Origin of the sequence: Kribbella sp. NPDC050281 (assembly GCF_040655855.1) — a bacterium.
Classification (GTDB): Bacteria; Actinomycetota; Actinomycetes; order Propionibacteriales; family Kribbellaceae; genus Kribbella.
The window spans coordinates 330,488-348,378 of the sequence record NZ_JBFAKS010000002.1 but is presented as its reverse complement, the minus strand read 5'-3'; the positions used below and the strand labels follow the sequence as shown (position 1 = coordinate 348,378).

The window sequence follows — 17,891 nt, the reverse complement described above, 5'->3', positions numbered from 1 at the left end:
GGTGAGTGTGAAGCCTTCGACAAGCCACACCCCAACCGGAGGTTCTCCTCACGTCAACCCCAACTCACCTGCCACCAACGTCTTGTCCCGGTACAACTAGCCCGGCAGCTCCTTCGTGACCCTGGCGGCTTCGAGAGGTCAGGCACGTGCGCAGCGGGAGTGGATGGGCATGACAGCAGCCTACGGTGTAGCGGAGGGCTAAACCGTTTGCCGGGGTGGGCCGGGGGCTGCTGTACTCGGACTCGTCCGAAAACAGGTGTCTATCAAGGAGAGCTGCCATGCGACCTCGCTTCATGTTCGCCGTGGAAGCCATCGACACCTGTTCAAGGGACATGAAGCTGCGTGAAATTACTGAACCTCGGGATCCTGGCGCATGTCGACGCCGGTAAGACGAGTCTGACCGAGCGGCTGCTCTACGCGGCCGGCGTCATCGACGAGATCGGCAGCGTCGACAGCGGCAGTACCCAGACCGATTCCCTCGCGCTGGAGCGCCAGCGCGGTATCACCATCAAGTCGGCGGTCGTGTCGTTCGTGATCGGTCATGACGACGACCCGGTCACGGTCAACCTGATCGACACCCCCGGCCACCCGGACTTCATCGCCGAGGTCGAGCGCGCGCTCAGCGTGCTCGACGGCGCGGTGCTGGTCATCTCGGCGGTCGAGGGCGTGCAGGCGCAGACCCGCGTGCTGATGCGCACGCTGCAGCGCCTGAAGATCCCGACCCTGATCTTCGTCAACAAACTCGACCGGTCCGGCGCGCAGTACGACGCCGTACTCAAGTCGATCGCGGACAAGTTGACGCCGGCCATCGTCCCGATGGGGTCGGCCACCCGGCTCGGCACCCGCGAGGCGACCTTCACGCCGTACAGCGGGAGCGATCCGTACGGCGCCCTGCTCGAAGTGCTCACGGAGAACGACGAGGACCTGCTGCGAAGGTTCGTGGAGAACGAGAAGGCGCTCTCGCATGACGTTCTCCGGTGTGCGCTCGCCCGGCAGACCAAGCAGGCCCTCGTCCACCCGGTCTACTTCGGCTCCGCGATCACCGGCGTCGGCACCGACGCCCTGACCGCGGGCATCCGTGAGTTCCTCCCCTTGGCCGGCACCGACCAGGAGCGGGTCGACGGATCGGTCTTCAAGGTCGAGCGCGGCCCGGCCGGCGAGAAGGTCGCCTACGTCCGGATGTTCTCCGGTACGGCGCACGTCCGCGACCGGCTGCGCTTCGGCGACACCGGAGAGGCCAAGCTGACCGCTCTCGAGGTGATCGGCGAAGGTACGGCGGCCGCCGTCAACGCCGGCCAGATCGGGAAGCTGTGGGGCCTCGCCGACATCCAGATCGGCGATCGCATCACCGCGACCGACCAGCCGACCCCGGCCACGACGACCGGCTTCTTCGCTCCGCCGACCCTGGAGACGGTGATCTCGCCGACACGGCCGTCGGACAAGGGGAATCTCCGGGTGGCGCTGGCTCAGCTCGCCGAGCAGGACCCGCTGATCAACCTGCGCCAGGACGACCTGCGGCAGGAGACCTACGTGTCGCTGTACGGCGAGGTGCAGAAGGAGGTCATCCAGACGACGCTCGCGACCGAGTTCGCGATCGACGTCGAGTTCCGCGAGACCACCACGATCTGCATCGAGCGGCTGCTCGGCACCGGCGAGGCGGTGGAGTTCAACAAGAAGGACGCGAACCCGTTCCTGGCCACCGTCGGTCTGCGGGTCGAGCCGGCGCCGGTCAACACCGGGGTGACGTTCGAGCTCGAGGTGGAGCTCGGCTCGATGCCGTACGCGTTCATCAAGGCGGTCGAGGAGACCGTCCGGGAGACACTCCACCAGGCCATCCACGGCTGGCAGATCCCGGACGCGCGCGTGGTGATGACGCATTCGGGCTACTCGGCCCGGCAGAGCCATGCGCACGCCGTCTTCGACAAGAGCATGTCGAGTACGGCGGGCGACTTCCGGAACCTCACTCCCCTGGTCCTGATGACGGCGCTGCGACAGGCCGGCACCCAGGTCCATGAGCCGATGCACCGGTTCCGGCTGGAGATGCCGACCGACACGACCCGTGCCGTCCTGTCCGCGCTGGCCCGCCTGCGCGCGATCCCGCAGGTGCCGGCACTGGCCGCGGAAACCTCAACCCTGGAAGGAGAAATCCCCGCGGCGGCCGTGTACGAGTTCGAGCAGCAGTTGCCCGCCCTCACCCGCGGCGAGGGCGTGCTGGAGTCGGCGTTCGAGCGCTACCAGCCGGTCACCGGACCGATCCCGGAGCGCCCGCGCACCGACCACGACCCGCTCAACCGGCGCGACTACCTCCTGCACGTGCAGCGGCGGGTTTGATGCCATACACAACGGTCGCGCCGAGGTCGTCGTCAGCGACGATCTCGGCGGCCAGACCGTGCTCGACCATCACCGCCCTCGCCAGCGGCGCCTGATGCTCGCTCATCTCCACGAACACGTGACCACCAGGACCGAGCCACTCGGGCGCCGCCGCGACCACCCGGCGCAACACCGCCAGCCCGTCCGGCCCACCGTCGAGCGTCACATGCGGTTCGTACAACCGCGCCTCCGGCGGCAACAGCCGGATCTCGTTCGTCGGCACATACGGCACATTCGCCAGCAGTACGTCGATCCGCCCCCGTAGCTCATCCGGCAACGCGGAGAACAGATCGCCCTGATAGACCGAGCCCCGCCAAGGCACGAGATTGCGCCGCGCACACCGAACCGCGGCCGGCTCGATGTCGGCGGCGTACAACGACACCTGCCGTTCGGCCGCGATCGCGGCACCCAACGCACCCGAGCCACACCCCAGATCGAGTACGACGGCGCCCGGCGAGGTCACCCGCAGCGCTTCGGCGACCAGGAACTCGGTCCGACGGCGTGGAATGAACACCCCGGGATCAACGGCGATCCGCAGCCCGCGGAAAGAGGCCCAGCCGAGGACATGTTCGAGCGGCAGCCCGGCGATCCGGCGATCGGCCATGGCCTTCAGTTCGGCGTCGTCGCGAGCGGTCTCGGCGATCATCGCCGCCTCGTCCTCGGCGAACACGCAACCGGCCGCGCGCAACCGGTCGACAATGCTGCCGAGGTCGAATGATGGAACAGAAGAAACAGACACAGAACCCCTTCGACTACGAGGCTCCCGCGGTCAGCGGACGACGCTGACCACTCGAGGCGGGAGCAACCAACCTGCCTGACTGGTGATCGGTCCCACCTCCTTCGTCCGCCGTTGCGGTGCTGACCACTTTACCCGAAGGCGTTCACTCCCGTGAGCTCGGCCGAGACGGTCCACAACCGCTCCGCCGAAGCCGGGTCCACGGCGTACGGCCGGACGCCCGGGCTGTCGTCGGTGGAGACCTCCGCGACCTCGCAGTCCTCGCAGAAGACTCCGCCCAGACCGTCGAGCTGCGGCGACGTCGCGGCCCAGACCTGAGTGGCTGCTCCCTGCTCGGGTGACTTGAAGCCCCGGCCGACCGGGTTGCCGTCCTCGTCGATCCAGCCGTAGCCGACCATCTCCTCGCGGGTCAGATGACGCTGCAGCGGCGTCAGGATCCCGCCTGGGTGCAACGCGAACGCACGCACGCCGGAATCCTTGCCGAGGGCATCCAGTTGGACGGCGAACAGCACGTTGGCCGTCTTCGCCTGCCCGTACGCCTCCCACTTGTCGTAGCCCAGCCTGAACTCCAGATCGTCCCACCGGATGTCCGACCGCCGGTGCCCCGTCGACGACACCGACACGACGCGAGCGCCGCCGTCGGCCGTCAGCGCGGGCCACAGCCGGTTCACCAGCGCGAAGTGGCCAAGGTGGTTGGTCGCGAACTGTGCCTCCCAGCCGGCGCCGACCCGGGTCTCGGGGCTGGCCATGATCGCCGCGTTGTCGATCTGGATGTCGATGCCGCGCCCCGACGCGAGGAACCGGTCCGCGAACGCACGCACACTGTCCAGATCACCAAGATCGAGCTCGTCGACCTCGACACCCGAGACGTCGGCCAACACCTCGCGAGCGGCGCCGGGCCGTCGCGCCGGTACGACGACGTGCGCACCGGCCTTGGTCAACGCACGGGTCGTCTCCAGGCCGAGGCCCGAGTAGCCGCCGGTGACGACCGCCAGCTTGCCGGTCAGGTCGATGCCGGCCAGAACATCGTCCGCGGTGCTGTCGTGCCCGAATCCCGAACCGATCTTGTGCTGTGCTGTCATGCTTCGCACACTACGGATTCGAGTGCACTCCACGTCAAGCGATCACGCGTCGAGGTGGGGGTTCTCCCGCAGTGACTCGGCCAGGCGCTGGAGAGCAGGGTTGGGACTGTCCGGACTCCAGCAAGCGTGCAGCGTCACCGAGTGCGCGTCGGCCGGGTCGAGCTCCCGGTAACGAACCCCGTCGACTCCCATCGCCTTGATCGAGCGCGGGATCAACGCACAACCGAATCCGGCCCTGACCAGCGCCAGCATCGTCGGAACCTGCGAGGCCAGCTGGCTGACGGCGTACCGGTCCATCCCGATCATCGCCGCACAGATGTCATGCAGGTACTGCGATCCTTCCGGGCTGTAGCCGATGTAGCCATCCGTCACGTCGACCAGCGCGACCGGCGAGTCTCCCTCCGCCAGCGGATGGGAAGCCGGTACGGCGACCACCAGGTCCTCCGAGTGGACCAGCACCGACTCGAACTGCGACGGGATCGGTGGTCGAACCAGTCCGAGATCGATCTCCAAGTTCGCCAACGCCTCGAACTGCGACGGGCTGACCAACTCGGTGAGCTCGGCGGTCACCGCCGGAGTCCGCTTCGCGATCATGGTGAGGAAGTCGGCCAGTACGGCGTACGCACCGATCGCGGTGAAGGCGATCCGCAGGGTCCCGGTCTGTCCCTCGGCCGCGCGCCGCGTCGCTTCCGGGGCGACTTCGAGCAGGGCGAGTACTCGGCGGGCGTGTTCGAGGAAGACGTCGCCGGCCGCGGTCAGCCGGACTCCCCGGCCGGTCCGGTCGAACAGCCGGACCTCGAGAGATCGCTCCAGGCCCTGGATCTGCCGGGTCAGCGGCGGCTGGGTCATGTTCAGCCGCTGGGCGGCGCGGCCGTAGTGGAGTTCCTCGGCGACGGCGACGAAGCCGCGCAGTTGCTGGAGCGACAGGTCCATACCGGCACGGTATCGGTTCATGCGAAATCGGGCTTGGACCTGCATAACGGAAAGCGCCTACCGTCAGAGCGACGCTCAAGCGAAGGAGCCCCCACGGTGCCGAAACTCGTTGCCCTGATGTCCCCCGAACGTGCCGACGACGTGGTCGACCCGCAGACCCGTCGCCTGCTCGAGGACCGGTTCGAGGTCGTCTGGGCGCAGTCCGCTCACGCCGCCGGACCGGCAGCGCCCGGCAAGCCGCCGGCGCTGGACCCGGCAGCCGTGCCCGAACTGGTGGCCGGTGCCGACGTACTCCTGACCAGCTGGGGTACGCCGCACCTCGGCAAGGAACTCTGGGCCGACGGCAACGGACCGAAGGTGGTCGCGCACGCGGCCGGCACGGTCAAGAACCTGATCGACCCCGTCATCCTCGACCAGGGTGTCGCGGTCTTCTCGGCCGGCCCGCGGATCGCCTGGTCCGTCGGCGAGTACTGCCTGGCCTCGATGCTCACCCTGGCCCGTCGTCTCCCCCGCTTCGACCAGGCGATCCGGCACGGTGGCTGGAAGCAGACCGGCTTCCGCGGCCACGAGCTCGCCGGTGCCAAGGTCGGCATCGTCGGCGCGAGCAGCACGGCCCGCGCACTCATCACGCTGCTGCAGCCCTTCCACTGCGACCTCGTGGTCTACGACCCCTACCTCACTGCCGAGCGCGCGGATCAGCTCGGCGTCCGCACCACCGGACTGCGGGAGACGGTCGAGAGCGCGTACTTGTCGATCCACGTCCCGAACGTGCCGGAGACCAAGGGCATGATCTCCCGCGAGCTGATCGGGCGGATCCCCGACGGGGCGGTCGTCGTGAACTCGTCCCGTGGACCCGCGATCGACCAGCAGGCACTGCTCGACCACGTGCTGGACGGACGCCTGTACGCCGCTCTCGACGTCTACGACCCCGAGCCGCCGTCCTTCGACGCGACGATCCTCCAAGCGTCCAACTTGCTGCTCAGCCCGCACGTCGCCGGCGACACCACGGAAGGTCACCTCGCGCTCGCCGGGTACGTGCTGGCCGACGCACTGAAGTGGCTCGAGGACGGCACCCGCGGACCCAGCTTCGTCGATCCGGCCGTCTGGTCGATCGCGGCCTGAGAGGAGGACCCGATGTCCCGGATCGCCCAGGTCGAAGTCTTCCCGGTCGCGGTGCCGTTCGCCCGCCGGTTCGTGCTCGGCAGCGGAGCGGTCGGCTCCCCCGGCGCCGCTCCGGATCAGGCCGCCGCGGTGGTGTTCGTGAAGCTGACCACCGAGGACGGTGTGGTCGGATGGGGAGAGCAGAGGGCACTCCCCAGCTGGAGCTACGAGACCGCCGAGACGATGGCCGTCGTGATCAGGCGGCACCTCGCCCCGATCCTGCTCGAACTCACCCCGTTCGACGTCGAGCTCTTCCATCAGCGCGCCGCCAAGCGCCTCAGCCCCGCGGTCTCGAACGGCTTCCCCTTCGCCCGCGCCGCCGTCGACGTCGCGATGCACGACGCGGCCGGCAAGCTCGCCGGTGTCCCCGTGCACGCGCTGCTCGGCGGCAAGGTGTACGACGAGATCCCGCTCTGCTCAGCCATCGGGGTCGGCGACCAGGAGGCGGTCCGCGACCATGCGATCCAGTCGTCGGACTACCCGGCGTACAAGGTCAAGATCGGGGGCGATCTGGATGCGGACACCGAGGCGATCCGGACCGTGGCCGAGGTGGCCGGCGGCAAGCCCTTGTGGCTCGACGCGAACCAGTCGTACCGCCCCAGCGCGCTGCGGCAACTGCTTGACCGGACCAGGGACATCCACACGATCCACTGTGTCGAGCAGCCCGTGCCGAGCACGGACACGCTCGCGATGCAGCGGCTGCGTGAGCTGATCGACCTGCCGATCGCGATCGACGAGGGCAGCTTCTCCGCGCAGGACCTGGCCCGGGCGATCCGGCTGGACGCCGCGGACCTGGTCGTGATCAAGGTCTGCAAGTCCGGCGGCCTACGGAACGCACTCAAGACCGCCCAGACCGCGCTGTCCGGCGGTCTCGAGATCCTCGCCAGCGGCCTCACCGACTGCGGAGTCGCATTCGCCGCCGCGCTGCATGTGTTCAGTCAGCTCGAGCTCGCTCTTCCCGCCGAGCTCAACGGGCCGGAGCTGCTGTCGGATCTGTACGTCGAGGGACTGAGCATCACCAAGGCCGTCGCAACGGTCCCCACCGCCCCTGGACTGGGCGTTCAGGTCGACGAGGAGCGAATCCGCGCCGAGTCGATCGACCTGCTCTATCGGTGAGGAGACAACCATGAGCACGAAGCTGTCCCGCCGCAGCTTTCTCGAACTCAGCGGCCTGGCCGGGTTGGGGCTGGCCGTGGCCGGCTGCTCGTCCGGGCCACCGGACGGATCGGCCACCTGGGCCATGTGGTCGAGCAGCGCCGCGGAGCGGAAGGTCTGGCAGGACTTCAGCGCGTACGTCGAGCAGCAGCTCGAGGTGAAGTCCGTCCCGACCCTGACCCCGTCCGGCCCCTACCCGACCAAGCTCGACCTCCAACTGGTGAGTGGGACGGCCGGCCTGGTGACCGCGCTGAACGGCACACTCATCCCGACGTACGCCGCCCGCGGTGCGCACCGGCCGCTGGACGACCTGATCGAGGGTGACTCCGACTTCGACCTGGACGACTTCTACCAGCCGATCCAGAAGATCTCGAGCTTCAACGGCAAGACGTACGCGATCGGGTTCGACGTCGCGCCCACCGTCATGTACTACAACAAGAGCCTGCTGCAGAAGCAGGGCATCGCGCTGCCGTCGCGGACCGAGCCGATGCCGTGGGCAACGTTCCGCGACCTTGCCGTCGAGCTGACCCACGCGCCGGACCAGTACGGCTTCACCTGCGCGCCGGCGATCGACGACCTGGTGTCGTGGATCTACTGCGCCGGCGGCAACGTGATGAGCCAGGACGCCTCCCGCAGCATCCTCGGCGAGCCGGAGGCGATGGAGGCGGTGCAGTTCGTCATCGACCTGTTCGTCAAGGACAAGGTCACACCGCCGATCAAGAACCTCGTCACCGAGAGCTCGCTGTCGAACTTCCTGGCGGGCAACGTCGCCTTCATGCAGAACGGCCCGTGGCAGGTCGTCAACGTGCGCAAGGCCGAGTTCGACTGGGACATCATCCCGTTCCCGGCCGGTGCCGCCGGCAGCACGCCGCGGGTCTCCGGCTCCAGCTTCGCGATTCCATCGGGGGTGCGCGAGGGTGCCGATCTCGACCTCGCGTGGAAGCTGCTGAAGACGCTCACCAGCACGGGCGCCCTGGACATCTACGCCAAGGCCGGCCGGAACAACCCGGCCCGGTTCAGCGCCGGCAGCGCGTTCCAGCCGCCGCCGGACAACCTCGGCATCGTCCAGGACATCCTGGCCGGCAAGGTGGCGGGCGGACACCCGTTCGACGTCACCACGAACTGGAACCAGGTCAAGCAGCTGCTCGGCCAGGACCTGCCGCGCACCTTCCTCGGTCAGGTTCCGGTGCCCGAGGCAATTGCCGGAGTGACTCCGCGTCTCGACGTACTGATGCGGCAGCACCTGGACAACATCCGCCAAGCCACCGCCAGGAGGGGGTGATCCCGATGGCCCTGACCACCACCACCGAACCCGTGCCGGCGACCGCCGTACCATCACGTCCCGCCTCGAAACCGACGCCGCGCTGGCGCAACCGTGAGTCGCTCACCGCCTGGCTGTTCCTGCTGCCGAGCCTGATCGGATTCCTGATCTTCACCGCCGGCCCGGTCGTCGCCGCCGGCGTCATCTCGCTGCTCGACTGGAACCTGTTCAGCCCACCCACCTGGGCCGGCCTGCGCAACTTCGCCCGCCTCGGCCCCGACCCGACCTTCTGGTCGGCGCTCGGCAACACGGCGTACTTCACCTTCGTGAGCGTGCCGCTGACGATCCTGGTGAGCCTCGCGCTGGCGCTGCTGCTGAATCAGGGCCTGCGCCGGATCGCCGTCTTCCGCTCGCTCCTGCTGTTGCCGTACGCAACGATCACGGTAGCCGTCGCGTTCGTCTGGATCTGGCTCTACATCCCGCACGACGGTCTGGCGAACGCCGCGCTCGGGCTGTTCGGCATCCACGGGCCGGCCTGGCTGATCTCGGACAACTGGGCGATGCCGGCGCTGATCCTGATGAGCGTGTGGAAGAGCTTCGGCTTCGGCATGGTCGTGTTCCTGGCGGGTCTGCAGGCGATCCCGCAGCAGCTCTACGAGGCCGCGCGAGTCGACGGCACCTCACCGTGGCAGAGCTTGCGGAACGTGACGCTGCCGATGCTGTCACCAGCACTGTTCTTCGTGATCGTCACCTCGATCATCGGCTCGTTCCAGGTGTTCGACCAGGCCCTCATCATGACCAACGGCGGACCGGGCACGCGCACGACCACGCTGGTGATGTACATCTACCGGACCGGCTTCGAGAACTACGACCAGGGGTACGCCGCCGCGCAGTCGCTGGTCCTGTTCGCCTTCATCGTGCTGATCACCGCCACGCAGTTCTTCTTCCAGCGGAGGCTGGTGCACTATGACAACTGAAGCGCTCCCAGTGGTCTCGAACAAGGTCGTGCAGCGGAAGCTGGTTGTCTTCGCGTGCTTCCTGGTGACCGCGGTCACGCTGATCCCGGTCGTGATGATGGTGCTGGTCGCGTTCCAGTCCGACGCCGAGTCGATGGCCGCCAAGCCGTCGTTCTGGCCGAGCAGCTGGCATCCGGAGAACCTGACCCGGGCCTTCGAACTGGTGCCGCTCGGCAAGTACCTACTGAACACCGTCTACTTCGCCGGCGGGACGACCCTGCTGGAGACCGTGACGGCGGCGCTCGCGGCGTACGCGTTCGCCCGGCTGAACTTCCCCGGCCGCAGCTGGCTGTTCGGCATCTACCTCGCCACCTTGATGATCCCCTCGCAGGTGACGCTGATCCCGCAGTTCGTGCTGGTCGCGAAGCTGCACGGCATCGACACCTGGCCGGGCATGATCCTGCCGCACGCGTTCACCGCGATCGGGGTGTTCCTGCTCCGGCAGTTCTTCCTCGGCATCCCGCGCGACTACGAGGAGGCCGCCCGGCTCGACGGCGCCAACCGCTGGCAGGCGTTCATCCGGGTGATCGTGCCACTGGCGGTCCCGGCGATCGCGACCCTGGCGGTGTTCAAGTTCATCGGTCAGTGGAACAACCTTCTGTGGCCGTTGGTCATCTCCAACAGCGACGCCACCCGGACGGCGTCGGTCGGACTGCAGGTGTTCCAGGACACCAACGGCACGCAGTGGAATCTGCTGCTGATGGCTGCCACCGTCACCACGGTCCCGCTGATCATCCTGTTCTTCCTGACGCAACGCTGGTTCGTCCGAGGTATCACCATGAGTGGGCTGGGAGGCCGCTGAATGACCTATCTGTGGTCCGTCTTCACCAAACCCTGGGCGGGGCTGCCCGGCGACGAGCTGGGCCGGCTCGTCGCCGGCCTCGGATTCGCCGGGGCCGAGGTCCCGGTCCGCGACACTTCGTACGTCACTCCTGCGGCGGCGGAAACCGAGCTGCCGAAGTTCACGGCACAGTTGCGGGCCGAGGGCATCGAGCCGATCAGCGTTGCCAGTGATCTGTCGGAGCGCGTCTTCGCTGCTTGTGCGGAGGCCGGCGTACCGATGATCCGGATCATGGCCGACGTCGGCCCGGACGGGTACGCCGCATCGGTACGACGCAATCGCGTGCTGCTCGAGGAGGCCGCCGTACTGGTGGAGCAGTACGGCGTCCAGGTCGGGGTGCAGCCGCATCACGGGCGGTTCGTGGCGTCGACTCTCGGCGTACTGCAACTGCTCGACGGGCTGCCGGAGTCGTTCAAGCTGGTGTGGGACGCGGCGCACGATGCGCTCGCCGGTGACGACCCCGCCGTCACCGTCGAGCTCGGCGCCGACCGGCTCGGCATCGTCAACCTCAAGAACGCGTACTACGTCCGCACCGACGACGGCTGGAAGACGTACTTCGGCCAGGCCGGCGAAGGACTGTCCGACTGGACCGCTGTGTTCGGCGCCTTGGAGAAGCTCAACTACAGCGGGCCGATCTGTCTCACCGGCCAGTACTCCGACCTCAGTGTGCCGGTCGACGAACGCGTGAAAACTGATCTCCAGACCGCTGTCACATCATCGCGCCGGGATCCGTCGAGGGAGTGAAGACAACACCACGGAACCTGGAGAAACCTCCCATGAATGCACGGATGACCAACCCCGCCGAGATCCTCCCGGACGCCACCAAGGGCGTCCAGAACATCTACAAGGCCATCGCCCAGGCCGGCGCGCCGGGTTCGACGCTCGAACTGGTGCACCTGCGGGCCAGCCAGATCAACGGCTGCTCCCCCTGCGTGTTCGGCGGGATTAAGTCGGCGCTCAAGAACGGTGAGACCGATGAGCGGCTGCACCAAGTCGCCGCCTGGCGCGACTCGGACCTTTTCACCGCCTCCGAGCGTGCGGCGCTCGAGCTCGCCGAGGCCGCGACCCGGCTGGCCGACCGGCCGGGCGCGGTCACCGACGAGATCTGGGCCGAGGCCGCCGAGCACTTCGATGAGCGGCAGCTGTCCGGGATCGTGATGATGATCGCGCTCACCAACATGTTCAACCGGATCAACACCACCGTCCGCACCCCGGCCGGAGCCACCTGGTAGAACCTGCGCTACGCATAGTCTGAGCGCCGGTGTCGAGAAGGGCACCGGCGCTCCGACGTACCCAGGACAGGACGGAGATTCGCGATGAAATACATGCTGCTGATCTACGGGAACACCGACACCTGGGATGCCCTGCACGCCGCGGGAATCGAGCAAGTGCTCGACCAGCACCGCATCGTCGCCGAGGAGCTGAAGGCGAACGGCGAGTATGTCGACGGCCTCGGGCTGACCACCGCGAGCGCCCGAGTGGTCAGGGTGAACGACGGCGTCCCGGCGGTCACCGACGGACCGTTCACCGAGGCGAAGGAAGTGCTGGCCGGCTACTACCTGGTCGAGTGCAGTCTGGAGCGGGCGACGGAGATCGCGGCCCGGCTGCCGGAGGCTCCGTATTCTCCGATCGAGATTCGCGCGCTGACCGATCCGATGGCGGACTGAGCGCCGTCCGCAGGGGGACGGCTCCAGAAACTTGCCGGCCTCAGCTCGGCGTTGGGATCTGAGACCGGCGAGTCACTCAGCTCTGTGCTTGGCCGCTGGGATTCAGCTCGGGTCTGCCGACGCCAGGACGACCCCACCTGATGCAGGTTGGTCACCCATGCCCCGGCCACCCCGGACGAACACGGTGGCGCCTCGCTCCGGCGCTTGCACGCCCTCTGCGAGTCGCAACGTGGTCGTCATACCGTTGCTCAGCCTGAGCACTGCCACGCGCCGCGGCCGGCCCGGCGTGATCGACGAGTTCACCTCGTGGATGCCGGTGCAGACCGCTGGTTGGATCGAAGCCCGTCCGAGCTCTGCGTTGCCGTGACTCCTCACATCACGGCACTGCTCGGCGAGCCTTGTCATCGCTGACACGCGTCCCCCTTCTCTTGTTGTTACCCCCGAGTGGCGGGTTGGCGCGGCCGCCGCGCAGGCAGCAGCCGCACACTCCCCCGTTCAGTCCGCACCCGGAAAGAACGCGGAAGTGATCATGGAAGCCTTGCTGAGAGTGACGACCATTTCAAGGGATCGTGACCGGAATCCCGCGTGCCGGGACCGCTGTCCATGAATACCCCCGGGTAGCGCGTTTACTGGCCACCGAAGCCCGTCGTCGCGACACCCTTGATGATGTGGCGCTGGAAGAACAGGAAAACCACGACCAATGGCAATGCCGCCAGGATCGCCGAGGCCATGTTCTGCGCGTATTGCAGGCCGTAGGCGCTCTTCACCGTCTGCAGGCCCACCGGCAACGTCATCAGGTCCGCGTCGGTGGTGACGATGAACGGCCAGAGGAAGTTGTTCCAGGCACCGATGAAGACGAAGATCGCCACCGCCGCGAGGATCGGGCGGGACAACGGCAACACGATCGACCAGAACACCCGCAGCCGGTTTGCGCCGTCCACCCGGGCGGCGTCCTCCAGTTCGATCGGGATCTGGTCGAAGAAGCGTTTGAGGATGAGCACCATCGCCGGCGCGATCGTCTGCGGCAGGATGATTCCCCAGTAGGTGTCGACCAGGTCGAAGGCGAGCATCTGGCGGAACAACGGCACGATCAGCATCTGTGGCGGAATGATGATGGCGCCGATGATCGCGGCGTACAGCCAGCGCCGCCCGGTGAAATTGACCCGGGAGAAGGCGTAGCCGGCCAGCGCCGAGACGGCCACGGTGAGGAACGTGATCGCCATCGAGGTGATCAGGCTGTTCCACGCCCAGGACGGGATGTCGCCGGCCGAGAGCACCTTGCGGTAGGCGTCGAATCCCAGGCCGTCGGGCGGATTCAGGCTGATCGTCGACGCCCCGGCGTCCGCTTCGCTCTTCAGCGAGGTCAGCACCGCCCACGCGAACGGCACCAGCCAGGTCGCGGCCAGGAATGCCAGCACCAGCAGCGCCACCATCCGGGAAATGCTCCACGGGTTCTCGCCCGGCTTGTGCCCCTGCCTGATGTTCCGGGCCAGCGTGTAGGTACTCATGCGGCGTTCCTCCGGTTGATCAGCTTGTACTGCGCCAGCGACACCAGCACGATGATCGCGAAGAACAGGTACGAGATGGCCGACGAATAGCCGAACCGGTAGCCGGTGAAACCGGACTCGTAGATGTACTGCACGATCGACCGGGTCGCGCCGGCCGGACCGCCGTTGGTCAGCATGTAGATCTGGTCGAAGACCTTCAATGACGCCAGGATCTGCAGCGTCACGATCAGCGCGGTGGTCGGCGCCAGTTGCGGGATCACGATCGAGAACAGTTGCCGCCACTTGCCGGCGCCGTCGATCGCGGCCGCCTCGAACTGCTGCTCCGGGATGTTCTGCAGCGCGGCCAGGTAGAGCAGGAAGTTGAACCCGATCGTCCACCACAGCGTGGTGACCACGACCGAGATCATCGCCACGTTCGGATCCTGCAGCCAAGCCACCGGCGCGATCCCGAACTCACCCAGCACGCCGTTGATCAGCCCGAGCTTGGGGTTGTACATCCAGGACCAGAACATCACCACAACGGTGGAGGCGAGCAGGTACGGCAGGAAGAACGACAGCCGCCACAGCCAGCGACCCGGAAGCCCGAGATTCACCAGCAGCGCGAAGGCCAGCGAGAGGACGACGAGCGGAACGGTGCTGAGGACCGTGAACCACAAGGTGTTACCCAGTGATTTCCACATGTCCGGGTCGGTCAGAGCCTCGGCATAGTTGGCGAACCCGAGCAGCTCACCACCCGAGCCTGTCAGCGTCTCACCGGTGAAGCTGAGGTAGAGCCCGTAGATCGCGGGCACCACCAGGAACAGCACGAACAGGACGGCGAACGGTGCCGCGAAGGCCCATCCGGTCAGGCTCTCGCCGCGCCGGGCCCGGTCCTGTCCGGATCCGGGGCCTTCGGCAACGACCTCGGCCGGCGTGGTGGTTGCGTCGATGGCGGTCGACATGATGACTCTCCTCTCACACCGGCTGCGGACGGTCGAGCAGCACGTTCAGCCGCTTGACGAAACCTTCGAATCCGGCGGCGGGATCCCCGCTGCCGAGGTACACGTTCTGCACGTTCTCGGCGAAGTACTTGTGGAAGTCACTGCCCGCGCCGCCGAACCAGACGTCCGGGTCGTAGTTCACGTACGCCGGGATGCCCGCGTAGTTCGACTGCGGCTTCAGCTCCTGGTACTCCGGACTCAGGACCACCGGCTGGTACGCCGGGATGTGGCCGGCACCGGCCCACTTCACCGACCGCTTCAGGATCTCCGCGACCAGCTGGTACACGTGCTTGCGGCGTTCCGGTGACGCCTTCGACTGCCGCGGCAGCACGAACGTGTGCGAGTCCGCGTACGCCGCGTCGGTGCCGAACAGTGTCGGAATCGGACGAGCATCCACCGGCATCTTGGCGTCCTTCAGCACCGGCAGTTCCCACACGCCGCCGAAGAACAGCCCGCTCTCACCGTGCAGGAATTCGCTGGTCGCCGTACCGCCGTCGCCGCTGCGGCTGGCGATCTTGTCGTCGAGCAACGACTGGACGAAGGACAGTGCCTTCACCGCCGCGTCCTCGTCGACCTGCGCCTTCTGGCCGGGCACGAGCTTCATCTCCGCGCCCAGTTGCCGGTAGAACGTGTAGAACAGCCGCCACATCTGCGAGCCGTCGCCCAGGTAGCCGTACGAGACACCGTGTTTCCCGGTCACTTCCTGCATCTTGGTGGCGACTTCGGTGAACTCCTCCGGGCTCTTCATCGTCTGCAGGGCGTCCGTGACGCCGGCCTTGGTGGCGTGCTCGGTGTTGTAGTAGAGGACGAACGGGTGCGTGTCCAGGGCGATCGAGTAGAGCTTGCCGTCGTACATCCCCTTCTGCCACACCAGCGGCGGGAAGTCGCTCTCCTTCAGACCGACCTCGGCCAGCAGGTCGAGGTCCCACGGCTCGAGCAGCCCGCCGGGCGCGTAGCCGGCGATCCGGGACGCGTGCATGATCGCCACGTCCGGAGCCCGGCCGCCGGCCGACGCCATCGCCAGCTTGGTGTAGTACGGCGGTCCCCAGGCGAGCACGGTCTGGGTCGCGTGGAAGCCGAGGTTCGCGGCGTTGACGGCGTCGACCAGGCCGGCCATCACGATGCCGTCACCACCGGTCATCAGATGCCAGTAGTCGAGGTCCGCGGTCGACCGCGACGCACCGGGCGCGCAGCCGAACAGCATCCCGCCACCAGCGAGCGCGGCCGCTCCGGAGAGCAGACGACGCCGGGAAATATGCCGATCAAGCGATGTCATACGGTCTCTCCTTCGGGCGGCGGGACCGATGATTACATCGTTAGAATGCCCTCCACAAGAGGCCGGTGTGGATTTCTGCTGAAATGTGTCCGCTAGCGTGTGGTGCTGTTGCGTATCACGATCCGGTGCGGGATCATCACTCGGCGTGGCGGCGTGTTCTTGTCACTCATCCGCTCGCCGAGCAGGTCGAGAGCCGCCTCGACGAACGCGCGCCGGTCGAAGTCGACCGTGGTCAGCGGCGGGATCATGAACTGGCTCTCCAGGATGTTGTCGAACCCGGCCACCAGAGTCTGCTGCGGTACGGCGATGCCCGCGCTCCACAGGGCCGACAGTGTGCCCGACGCGATCGTGTCGGTGAAGCAGAAGAACGCATCCGGCAGTTCGTGCTCGGCCAGGTACTTCCCCACCACCGTGGCCGCGCCCTCGGGCCGCCACCGGTCCAGCCCGATCTCGAGCGCAGGATCGATCGGCACGCCGGCGTCCTCGAGCGCCTGGTGATAGCCGGCGGTCCGCAACCGCGAGGCCGCCGTACCCGGGGCTTCGGCGGAACCGGCGAGGACGCCGGCACCGCTCGAGCCGCGTGGGACTTCTGGCGTACCGACGACGGCGATTCGCCGGCATCCCTGGGCCAGCAGGTGTTTCGTCAGGTCGCGAGCCGCGGCGACGTTGTCGATGGCGACCTGGCTGACCAGGTCCTGGTCCACGTCTCCGATCAGCACCAGCGGTGGCAACGGGCCGGCCGACAGTACGGCGCTGTCGTCGAGGTTCACCGGGTTCAGGATCAGGCCGTCGACCAGGTACGCGCGGGCCTTGGACAGCAACTCGAACTCACGCCTGGGCTCGGCCGCGGTCTGCTCGATCTGCACGCCCCAGCCGCGCTCGTGCGCGAGTTCCACCACGAGATGGACGATCTCCGCGGAGTACGGCCGGAGCAGGTCGGGTAGCGCGAGCGCGATCATCCCGGAGCGGCCGTTGCGCAGGCCGCGGGCACTCATGTTGGGGACGTAGTCGAGCTCGGCCACCGCCTGCTCGACCCTGGCCCGCGTCTCCGGACGCACGAACACGACGCCGTTGATGACGTTCGACACCGTCTTCGGGGACACCCCGGCCAGCTTGGCGACGTCTTTGACGGTGGCACGCATACCGCCATTGTCACATCTGGCCACGATGTCACGCAGTCAACGTGTACTCAGTGCCCCGCCGTTGACGTGCAGGACCTGACCGGTGAGGTGGCGTGCGGCCGGCGAGGCCAGGAAATGGATCGTCCCGGCGATGTCCTCGACCTGCCCCTCACGGTTCGTCATCGTTGCCTCCAGCAACGTTTGACGGCGCTCGGTGGTCATCCGTCCCTGGAAGAACTCGGTCTCGGCGGTGTAGCCAGGCGCTACCACGTTCGAGGTGATGCCGCGCCGTCCGAGTTCGGTCGCCGCATCCACGTTCCACATCGCCAACGCGGCCTTGGATGCGCCGTACGAGCCGGCACCACGGGCACCGGCGATCGAGCCGAGATGTACGACCGCTGTGGTAAGCCGCGACGCCAACGCCGTCGTCGTCAGCACAGCACTGAGCAGGTTGGCCTCGAGGTTTGCCAGCCAGTTCGCCTTCAGTTGCTCCAGGCCACCTTCCGGCGCGCCGAAGTCGGTGTTGCCGCCGGCATTGTTGACCAGTACGTCGATCCGGTCCGGCAGCGCATCCAGCAGTCGCCCGATCTGTGCCGGGTCGGTCGCGTCGCACACCACTCCCCTGGCTCCCAGCTCCGCCGCGGTCTTGGCCAGCACGTCCTCGCGACGTCCGGTGATCACCACCTCGTCGCCATCCGCGCGGAACCGCTCGGCGGTCGCCCGCCCGATCCCGGTCGCTCCCCCGGTCACCACGATCGTCCTCGTCACGTCCCATCCCTCACGT

General features: G+C 67.4%; 17 protein-coding genes. 9 read left to right on the top strand and 8 right to left on the bottom strand.

What is annotated here, in order from left to right:
• Positions 1-342: 342 nt before the first annotated feature.
• On the top strand, positions 343-2,331 hold the full coding sequence (locus AB0I34_RS04235; protein WP_360439103.1) for a translation factor GTPase family protein: 1,989 nt from the start codon (positions 343-345) through the stop codon (positions 2,329-2,331).
• On the opposite strand, the gene AB0I34_RS04230 is transcribed toward AB0I34_RS04235, so the two are convergent.
• The 3 genes from AB0I34_RS04230 to AB0I34_RS04220 form a co-directional block, all read right to left on the bottom strand.
• Positions 2,288-3,109: a putative protein N(5)-glutamine methyltransferase gene (locus AB0I34_RS04230; protein WP_360439100.1), complete on the bottom strand. Its 822-nt coding sequence runs from the start codon at positions 3,107-3,109 to the stop codon at positions 2,288-2,290. The genes AB0I34_RS04235 and AB0I34_RS04230 overlap by 44 nt on opposite strands.
• A 128-nt stretch (positions 3,110-3,237) precedes the next feature.
• Complete coding sequence (locus AB0I34_RS04225) at positions 3,238-4,188, bottom strand: SDR family NAD(P)-dependent oxidoreductase (RefSeq protein ID WP_360439097.1); 951 nt, start codon at positions 4,186-4,188, stop codon at positions 3,238-3,240.
• A gap of 42 nt (positions 4,189-4,230) precedes the next feature.
• Positions 4,231-5,121 (bottom strand): LysR substrate-binding domain-containing protein, encoded by an 891-nt coding sequence (locus AB0I34_RS04220; protein ID WP_360439094.1) that lies wholly within the window; start codon positions 5,119-5,121, stop codon positions 4,231-4,233.
• A gap of 96 nt (positions 5,122-5,217) precedes the next feature.
• Between AB0I34_RS04220 and AB0I34_RS04215 the strand changes: the two genes are divergently transcribed.
• From AB0I34_RS04215 to AB0I34_RS04180, 8 genes are all read left to right on the top strand, one after another.
• Entirely contained in the window at positions 5,218-6,243 is a 1,026-nt protein-coding gene (locus AB0I34_RS04215; protein WP_360439091.1) for a hydroxyacid dehydrogenase, read from the top strand.
• Between the two features lie 12 nt (positions 6,244-6,255).
• Positions 6,256-7,398 (top strand): enolase C-terminal domain-like protein, encoded by a 1,143-nt coding sequence (locus tag AB0I34_RS04210; protein WP_360439088.1) that lies wholly within the window; start codon positions 6,256-6,258, stop codon positions 7,396-7,398.
• A 10-nt stretch (positions 7,399-7,408) separates the two neighbouring features.
• Complete coding sequence (locus AB0I34_RS04205; RefSeq protein WP_360439085.1) at positions 7,409-8,719, top strand: sugar ABC transporter substrate-binding protein; 1,311 nt, start codon at positions 7,409-7,411, stop codon at positions 8,717-8,719.
• Positions 8,720-8,724: 5 nt separating this feature from the next.
• Positions 8,725-9,675: a sugar ABC transporter permease gene (locus AB0I34_RS04200; protein WP_360439082.1), complete on the top strand. Its 951-nt coding sequence runs from the start codon at positions 8,725-8,727 to the stop codon at positions 9,673-9,675.
• Positions 9,665-10,516: a carbohydrate ABC transporter permease gene (locus AB0I34_RS04195; protein ID WP_360439079.1), complete on the top strand. Its 852-nt coding sequence runs from the start codon at positions 9,665-9,667 to the stop codon at positions 10,514-10,516. Before AB0I34_RS04200 ends, AB0I34_RS04195 begins: the two co-directional genes overlap by 11 nt.
• Positions 10,517-11,299, top strand: coding sequence for a sugar phosphate isomerase/epimerase family protein (locus tag AB0I34_RS04190; protein ID WP_360439077.1), 783 nt, complete (start codon positions 10,517-10,519; stop codon positions 11,297-11,299).
• A 32-nt stretch (positions 11,300-11,331) separates the two neighbouring features.
• Entirely contained in the window at positions 11,332-11,787 is a 456-nt protein-coding gene (locus AB0I34_RS04185) for a carboxymuconolactone decarboxylase family protein (protein ID WP_360439074.1), read from the top strand.
• Between the two features lie 84 nt (positions 11,788-11,871).
• Positions 11,872-12,222 carry a YciI family protein gene (locus tag AB0I34_RS04180; RefSeq protein ID WP_360439071.1) on the top strand — a complete coding sequence of 117 codons (351 nt, stop codon included), beginning with the start codon at positions 11,872-11,874 and terminating at the stop codon, positions 12,220-12,222.
• Positions 12,223-12,848: 626 nt separating this feature from the next.
• On the opposite strand, the gene AB0I34_RS04175 is transcribed toward AB0I34_RS04180, so the two are convergent.
• The 5 genes from AB0I34_RS04175 to AB0I34_RS04155 all read right to left on the bottom strand — a co-directional run bounded on the left by AB0I34_RS04175 (position 12,849) and on the right by AB0I34_RS04155 (position 17,875).
• Positions 12,849-13,730 carry a carbohydrate ABC transporter permease gene (locus AB0I34_RS04175; protein ID WP_360439068.1) on the bottom strand — a complete coding sequence of 294 codons (882 nt, stop codon included), beginning with the start codon at positions 13,728-13,730 and terminating at the stop codon, positions 12,849-12,851.
• On the bottom strand, positions 13,727-14,671 hold the full coding sequence (locus AB0I34_RS04170) for a sugar ABC transporter permease (protein WP_360439065.1): 945 nt from the start codon (positions 14,669-14,671) through the stop codon (positions 13,727-13,729). The genes AB0I34_RS04175 and AB0I34_RS04170 overlap by 4 nt, the downstream gene beginning before the upstream one ends.
• Before the next feature lie 13 nt (positions 14,672-14,684).
• On the bottom strand, positions 14,685-15,986 hold the full coding sequence (locus AB0I34_RS04165) for an extracellular solute-binding protein (RefSeq protein WP_360439062.1): 1,302 nt from the start codon (positions 15,984-15,986) through the stop codon (positions 14,685-14,687).
• 92 nt (positions 15,987-16,078) lie between these two features.
• The gene (locus AB0I34_RS04160) at positions 16,079-17,128 is read right to left on the bottom strand and encodes a LacI family DNA-binding transcriptional regulator (protein ID WP_360439059.1); all 1,050 of its coding nucleotides are present in this window, start codon (positions 17,126-17,128) and stop codon (positions 16,079-16,081) included.
• Between the two features lie 36 nt (positions 17,129-17,164).
• Positions 17,165-17,875 carry an SDR family oxidoreductase gene (locus tag AB0I34_RS04155; RefSeq protein WP_360439056.1) on the bottom strand — a complete coding sequence of 237 codons (711 nt, stop codon included), beginning with the start codon at positions 17,873-17,875 and terminating at the stop codon, positions 17,165-17,167.
• Positions 17,876-17,891: the final 16 nt, after the last annotated feature.